The following is a 7,338-nucleotide window of genomic DNA, read 5'->3' on the forward strand; positions in this document are numbered from 1 at the left end:
AATTAATAAATATAATTACTACGGAATTTTTCGCCTCAAAACTTAATTATTTCTACTAATTTCTATCGTGTTCGCATTTTTTATATATTTTCGCAATCCACTAAAACAGAAAAAAATGAGAAAATTATTTTACGTATTAATTGTATTGATTACAGCAAATCTTCAAGCACAAGTTGACATTATTACAAAGCACAACGGCGACATTATCAAAGGAAAAGTTGTTAGAGTACAGGAGTACACTATTGAATTCAAGTACGATGGTGAAGATGCCGAAATAACCATGAGCAAATATGCGATTGAAAAAATTGTTTACGGCAAAAGCGGCAGAGTTGAAGAAGTAACAGAAAAAATTGTTGTTAAGGGTGAAGATGACTGGGAGAAAGTAATCATTTTTGAAGAAAAAGATTACATAGCTGGATTAAAGAAAGTTGGAGAAGTACGCGGAAAAACTGGATTAATTAATTTCCAAACGGGAAATACTGGCGATAAAAAAGCTTCAAAGAAGTTGAAAATGGCTGCTGCCGCATTAGGTTGCCCTTTCATTTTTATGACTGCAGATAAAAGTACTGTTGGTGCAAACTCAAACGCTTTGGGAGGCTCACAAAATATAAAAACGGGTATTGCTTATAAATATTAATGCCCATTCGTATAACAAAGTAAAAGGGGATGATTTTACACATCCCCTTTTTTATTGTATTATTATTAAATATCTGATTTGCCCGCTTTATCTTTCTCTTGTTTTTTGATAGACTTTGCAGCCTTTTTCTTTTGCCGGACTCGCGGAACTGTTCAATTCTACTTTTTCCTTCCTTCTGTTCCTGCCAAGTTATTCAAATCGGTGAGTTGGAAGTAGGTTTCAAATACTTTTAAAGGTACGACTAAAAGGATCGATGTTACTAATAGTAAATAATCTAATCGTGGTTTTCGATTTTCTTGTATGCATCAATTACCTTCTTCACCAAACGGTGACGTACAATATCTTTATCGTCAAGGTAAATGATACCGATACCGTCGATGTCTTTCAAAACCAGTAAGGCTTCTTTAAGACCGCTGATTGTACGTCGTGGTAAATCTACCTGCCCCGGATCTCCGGTAATCATAAATTTCGCATTGCGACCCATTCGCGTCAAGAACATTTTCATCTGCGAATGCGTGGTATTTTGCGCTTCATCCAAGATTACAAAGGCGTTGTCGAGCGTTCGACCGCGCATAAAAGCCAGAGGAGCAATTTGTATGATGCCTTTTAAAATGTAGTCTTCCAGTTTTTCGTTCGGAAGCATGTCGCGAAGCGCGTCATATAGTGGTTGCATGTACGGATCGAGCTTCTCTTTCATATCGCCAGGAAGAAACCCTAAATTTTCTCCAGCTTCAACGGCAGGTCGAGTCAAAATAATACGCTTTACCGTTTTTTCTTTTAGTGCTTTCACAGCCATCGCCACGCCTGTGTAGGTTTTTCCGGTACCGGCAGGACCAACAGCAAAAACCATGTCGTTTTTCTGAAGCGTATCAACCAATAACTGCTGATTTGGAGTCATGGCTTTGATGATTTTCCCACCTACACCATGCACTAAAATTTTATCGTGATCGCCCATGCGCTCTACATTCTGTGCACCGCCTTCAATAACGCGCTCAATTACATTATTGTCGATATTGTTGTATCTGCTAAAGTGCAGCATCAGGCGGTTAAAACGATTTTCAAACTCATCTAAAACTTCTTTTTCGCCAAAAGCTTTGATGGTTGTACCGCGGGCAACAATTTTTAACTTCGGGTAATACTTCTTGATAGTCTCCAAATGGGCGTCTTGGGCACCCCAAAAATCCTTGGGAGCAATGTCAACTAACTCAATAATGCGCTCGTTCAAATGAATTGTATTTAGTTTTTAAAACAGTTTCAAGCTTCCTTTTCATGAAGAATAATGTAGCTTTGTCTCAAATTTAGGGATTTTAATAGCCCGCGACGATTTTAGTTATAAACAAATAAATGTCAATAATTACGCTTACCAGCGATTTTGGTTTAAAAGATTATTTTGTAGCTGCGGCCAAAGCACGACTGTTTTCTTTGGCTCCAGAAGCAAAAGTTATTGATATTTCGCACGATGTCGACGCCTTTAATATTGCTGAAGCTGCCTATCTCATTCACGGAGCTTTTTCTCATTTTCCTGATAACACCGTTCACTTAATTTTAGTTGATTACGAACGAAATCGTGAGCAACAACATGTGCTTGTTCGATATGCTAACCAGTATTTTATTGCTGCTGATAACGGAATTCTATCACTTCTATTAGGAAATAACGCTGTCGCGGAAATTTACGAAATCAACATTCACGAAGCTTTAGCGGAACAGAGCGACTTGCAAACGCTTTTGCACGTGGCAGCTCACTTAGCAAAAAATGGTGCCGTGAGCGTGGTAGCCAAGCCTAAAGAAAAACTTGCTGATACCGTAGCTCCCGAAGCCACTTTGGCGGCAAACGGAACTGAAATTCACGGAAGTGCCATTTACTTCGATCGATTTGGCAATATTGTAACCAACATTCGGAAACGCTTTTTCGATTCGTTTGCGAAAGCACGTAGCTTCGAAATTTCTTTGCCCAGAGCAACGGTTTCGGGCATCGGAAGCATTAGTCGGATCGTCGAAAATTACAGTGATATTGCCAGCGACGAACGCTTTAAAATCATCGAATACAGCAGCCAGCCATTGGCAATGTTCAACGACGCCGGATTTTTAGAAATCGCTGTTTTTCGTGGAAATCCGCAGCGAAGCGGTGCAGCGCAGAGTTTACTCGGTGTAAAATATCTGGATCCGGTCGTAATTACTTTTAAATCATGATTATTCGCATCGTTAAATTACAGCTAAAACCAGATGCTATGCCGAGCTTTTTAGCAAATTTCGAAGTTATAAAAGAGCGTATTCGTAACTTTCCAGGAAATCAAAAATTAGTGCTGTATCAAGATGTAGCGGATTCCTGTATCTTTTTTACCTACAGTTTTTGGGATAGCGAAGCCGCTTTAAATGCCTATCGACAGTCGGATTTTTTTGATGCGGTTTGGAGCGAAACCAAGCTAATGTTCGCTGGAAAACCCGAAGCTTGGTCGGTTAACCAAATTACCGAAGTATTCGTGTAGTATAATTCTGCGCAAGCCTTACATTTGCAGCTGCAAAATTTAAAGTCGCATGAAAGCAATTTTCCTGAAAGAAATCAGAAGTTTTTTTGGCAGCGCCATCGCCTATTTGGTCATCGCGGTGTTTCTGGTGCTTGCCGGACTGTTCACTTTTGTTTTTGAGGGCGATTACAACGTGCTCAATTCCGGTTACGCCGATTTCACGCCTTTCTTTAATTTGTGCCCATGGATACTGATGTTTCTTGTGCCAGCGGTTACAATGAAAAGCTTTTCAGACGAGTTTCGTATGGGAACAATCGAGTTGTTGCTTACCAAACCAATTACACATTTTCAATTGCTAGGCGGAAAATTATTCGCCGCATTTTTCCTGGTTCTATTTGCTCTGCTTCCCACAATATTCTATTTGTTTTTGATAGGAAATTTAGCCTACGAAGGAAATTCGCTCGACAGCGGAAGTATCATTGGCTCGTATGCGGGTTTATGCTTTTTGATACTAGCATTTAGTAGCATTGGAACGTTCGCCTCTACCCTATCCGACAACCAAATAGTTTCGTTTATTGTTGGGTTGCTGATTTGCTTTTTTATGTATTTCGGATTTGAATCGCTCGCAACCTACTTCGGAACATTCGCCAGCACCATAGAGAAAATAGGTATGTCGGCGCACTTTAGCAGCATGAGTCGCGGTGTTATTGATAGTCGCGATCTAATTTACTTCATCAGTATTGCACTACTTTTCTCTGTTTTAACTCTATTTCGTTTACAAGCCAAAATCAAATAACGATGAAACAGTTTTCATACAAACAACTCGGATTCTTGATCGCAGGCCTTGTACTGCTTAACATACTTAGTGCTTTTTTCTTTTTTCGTGTGGATTTAACCGCCGATTCGCGCTATACCTTATCGCAACAAACTTTAGAGATCGTAGATAAAATCGATAAGCCGCTGTATTTAGATGTTTTTTTGGAAGGAAAATTCCCGGGTGAATTCAAACGTTTGCAAACCGAAACCTTGCAATTACTCGAAGAATTTGAAGCGCGAAATTCAAACATTAAATTCGAGTTTGTAAATCCTTTAGAGAACGAAACGAAACAAGATTCTGTTATTCAAGCCTTTGTTGAACGTGGTTTAATGCCCGTTCGCGTAAGCGTGCAAGAAAAAGGTGTAGAATCGCAAGAAACGGTTTTCCCTTGGGCGGTAGCAAGTTTGGGTGATAAATCGACTAAAATACCGTTGTTGAAAAACGGATTAAATCCCGACACACAACAAAAAGTGATTAGTAGTGTGCAACATTTGGAGTATGCTTTTGCAAATGCCATCAAAATTGTAAGCACCGAAAAGACTAAGAAAGTTGCGGTAATGAAAGGAAACGGCGAAATAGACGATATAAAAATTGCCGACTTTATTACGTCTGTTCGCGATCAATACCGCATTGGTACTTTTACGCTCGACTCTGTGGGAACAAATCCGCAAAAAGCTGCCGCGTATTTAAAAAAGTACGATTTGATTGTCGTAGCGAAGCCAACGGAAGCTTTTAGCGATGCTGAAAAACAGGTGCTCGATCAATTTGTCATTAATGGCGGAAAGTCGGTTTGGTTGATGGACCAAGTTGCGATTGAAACCGACAGTTTATTCAACGAACGCGGATCGGCAATTGCTTTTCCAAGAAATCAGACTTTAAATCTCGACGATCTTTTCTTTAAATACGGAATTCGAATTGCTCCTGTATTGGTAAAAGACATCGGACAAGCAACACCAATTGCTTTAGCTACAGGACAGCAAGGAAGCAATACTACTTATTCGCAATTTCCATGGTTTTACGCACCGTTTTCGTATCCGCCGGTAACTACAGATAATCCGATAGTGTCGAATATCGATGGTGTAAAATTTGAATATGCCAACGGAATAGAATTGTTGAACAATAACATAAAGAAAACAGTTTTGTTGGAATCTTCTAAGCTTTCAATCGCTGTGGGAACACCTGTGGAAGTGCGTTTGAGTATGGTGGAGGAGCGACCCGATCAGGCAACTTTTGCAAATGCAGTTCCGATTCCTTTAGCTGTTTTATTGGAAGGAAAGTTTACATCGGTTTTTAACAATCGCGTACTGGCCTTTCCCGATAAAACGTTTTTGGGTGTGGCAAAGAAACCGACGGCAATGATAGTGATTGCCGATGGTGATGTGATTAAAAATCAGTTTGATTCAAACGGTGTTCCTTTGGAGTTAGGATTTGATAAGTGGACCAATAAGTTTTACGGCAATAAAGAATTTATTTTAAACAGTATCAATTACTTACTCGACGACAGCAAACTTATCTATTTAAGAAATAAAGAAATAATTTTACCGATACTCGACCGCAATTTAGTTGCCGAAAACTACGTAAATACACAAATTTACGCCATCGTTTTACCGCTAATTGCACTGGGTCTTGCTGGAGTTCTCATCTTTTATTTCCGAAAACGAAAATACGCGCGTTAATGTTGAAAAATAGTTTAGCGCGAATACTTGTAAAACTTCAAAATTAGTCTCATTTTTACCCCTTATAAAAGTTCACACTTATGAAATTTATAGTTTCCAGTTCATACCTACTAAAACAACTTCAAGTGTTGGGAAGTGTTATCAACAACAACCACACGATGCCGATTTTAGAGAATTTTCTATTCGAGCTTAATCAGTCGCAACTAACCGTTTCAGCTTCGGATTTAGAGACCAAAATGTCGGCAACACTGGAAATCGAATCGGAAAGTGAAGGAAAATTCGCCGTTCAAGCAAAATTATTGCTCGATATGTTGAAGACGTTTCCGGAACAGCCACTTACCTTTACTGTGGAAAATGCCGCAGTGGAGATCAGTTCAAATTCAGGAAAATACGCTTTATCGGCAGTTTCTGGTGAAGATTTCCCAGATTCAGAACAACTACAAGATCCATCTTCAGTAAGTATTCCTGCGGAAATATTGGCAACCGCAATCACCAAAACCATTTTTGCAACCGGTAACGATGAGTTGCGTTTGGTGATGATGGGCGTTTTGTTTGAATTTTCTCCGGAAGGATTAACGTTTGTTGCTACCGATGCGCATAAATTGGTGAAATACGAGAGAACCGACGTAAAATCGAGCGAAGAAGCTGCTTTCGTAATGCCGAAGAAGCCTTTAAATATTCTTAAGAACATCCTACAAACCTCGGATGCTGAAGTAAAAATCGAGTATAACAAATCGAATGCAACTTTTTCGTTCGACAATGTGGTACTTACTTGTCGATTAATCGACGGAACGTACCCGAAATACAATCAGGTTATTCCAAAAGAAAATCCGAACAAACTGATCATTGATCGCAATTTATTCCTTACATCGGTAAAACGTGTATCGATTTTCAGTAGTCGTTCTACGCACCAAATTCGCTTAAAGATTGCCGGTGCCGAACTCAACATTTCTGCCGAAGACGTTGAATACTCAAACAAGGCCGATGAACGCATGACCTGCGATTATCAAGGCGACGATATATTGATTGGCTTTAATTCCAAATTTCTATTGGAAATGCTAAACACTTTAACGTCCGACGAAATTCAGCTCGAAATGTCGCTCCCAAACCGCGCAGGAATCTTAACTCCTGTCGACGGTCTCGACGAAGGCGAAAAAGTCATGATGCTGGTAATGCCGGTTATGATTAACAGCTAAATAACAAGCCACTCTTTATGAGTGGTTTTTTTTGGACGGTCCGGCGGCAAGCGTCTGGTGGTAATACATAACCGCCATCGGGCTTTTCGCTACCCCCGATAGTTATCGGGGTGTTTTGCGGCATAAATGCCACCGCAAAACAGGATTTTCGCTGCACTCCCTAACGCGAAAATCGTTACCAGAGGTTCGATCTCTAAAAAATTACCCTTTTATCTTTTGTTTGATCGAACAAAAAACTCGTTTGGATTTTGGCTATTTGAGTTGCATTAAGAACTCACTTAATTTGCGGAAATTTTATCTTTTATAGAGCGAAAATCAACCGATATCGCACATATGTAAATAGCTGATTTAATTAATCTTAACCCTAGGTAATATTGCAATATTACGTTTATATTTTCACAAAGCCCTTAAAAGAGTTTTCGAAGCCGTGCTAGCTAAAGATTATTTTTCGATACCTAGTCCGTGTCAATTTCTACATAATAGTATTTTAAGCGAATAGCCGGCTTTACAATTATTTACTTGTAATATTGCAATATTACCTCGGCTT

Annotated in this window: 7 protein-coding genes; 6 read left to right on the forward strand and 1 reads right to left on the reverse strand. The window is 39.5% G+C overall.

Annotated features, from left to right (window positions below):
* The first annotated feature begins 115 nt into the window (after positions 1-115).
* Positions 116-637, forward strand: a complete 522-nt coding sequence (locus tag ACOVQQ_RS09445; RefSeq protein WP_421817981.1) for a hypothetical protein — start codon at positions 116-118, stop codon at positions 635-637.
* Between the two features lie 274 nt (positions 638-911).
* On the opposite strand, the gene ACOVQQ_RS09450 is transcribed toward ACOVQQ_RS09445, so the two are convergent.
* Positions 912-1,862 carry a PhoH family protein gene (locus ACOVQQ_RS09450; RefSeq protein WP_094485205.1) on the reverse strand — a complete coding sequence of 317 codons (951 nt, stop codon included), beginning with the start codon at positions 1,860-1,862 and terminating at the stop codon, positions 912-914.
* Positions 1,863-1,981: 119 nt separating this feature from the next.
* Between ACOVQQ_RS09450 and ACOVQQ_RS09455 the strand changes: the two genes are divergently transcribed.
* From ACOVQQ_RS09455 to dnaN, 5 genes are all read left to right on the forward strand, one after another.
* Positions 1,982-2,827 (forward strand): SAM hydrolase/SAM-dependent halogenase family protein, encoded by an 846-nt coding sequence (locus ACOVQQ_RS09455; RefSeq protein WP_421817982.1) that lies wholly within the window; start codon positions 1,982-1,984, stop codon positions 2,825-2,827.
* Positions 2,824-3,123, forward strand: coding sequence for a putative quinol monooxygenase (locus ACOVQQ_RS09460; protein WP_421817983.1), 300 nt, complete (start codon positions 2,824-2,826; stop codon positions 3,121-3,123). The genes ACOVQQ_RS09455 and ACOVQQ_RS09460 overlap by 4 nt, the downstream gene beginning before the upstream one ends.
* Before the next feature lie 49 nt (positions 3,124-3,172).
* A complete protein-coding gene (gene gldF, locus ACOVQQ_RS09465; protein WP_421817984.1) occupies positions 3,173-3,898 on the forward strand; it encodes a gliding motility-associated ABC transporter permease subunit GldF in 726 nt (241 codons plus the stop codon).
* A gap of 2 nt (positions 3,899-3,900) precedes the next feature.
* The gene (gldG, locus tag ACOVQQ_RS09470) at positions 3,901-5,595 is read left to right on the forward strand and encodes a gliding motility-associated ABC transporter substrate-binding protein GldG (protein WP_421817985.1); all 1,695 of its coding nucleotides are present in this window, start codon (positions 3,901-3,903) and stop codon (positions 5,593-5,595) included.
* 80 nt (positions 5,596-5,675) lie between these two features.
* Positions 5,676-6,791 carry a DNA polymerase III subunit beta gene (dnaN, locus tag ACOVQQ_RS09475; RefSeq protein ID WP_421817986.1) on the forward strand — a complete coding sequence of 372 codons (1,116 nt, stop codon included), beginning with the start codon at positions 5,676-5,678 and terminating at the stop codon, positions 6,789-6,791.
* Positions 6,792-7,338 lie beyond the last annotated feature (547 nt).

This window comes from Flavobacterium sp., assembly GCF_049240005.1.
Classification (GTDB): Bacteria; Bacteroidota; Bacteroidia; order Flavobacteriales; family Flavobacteriaceae; genus Flavobacterium.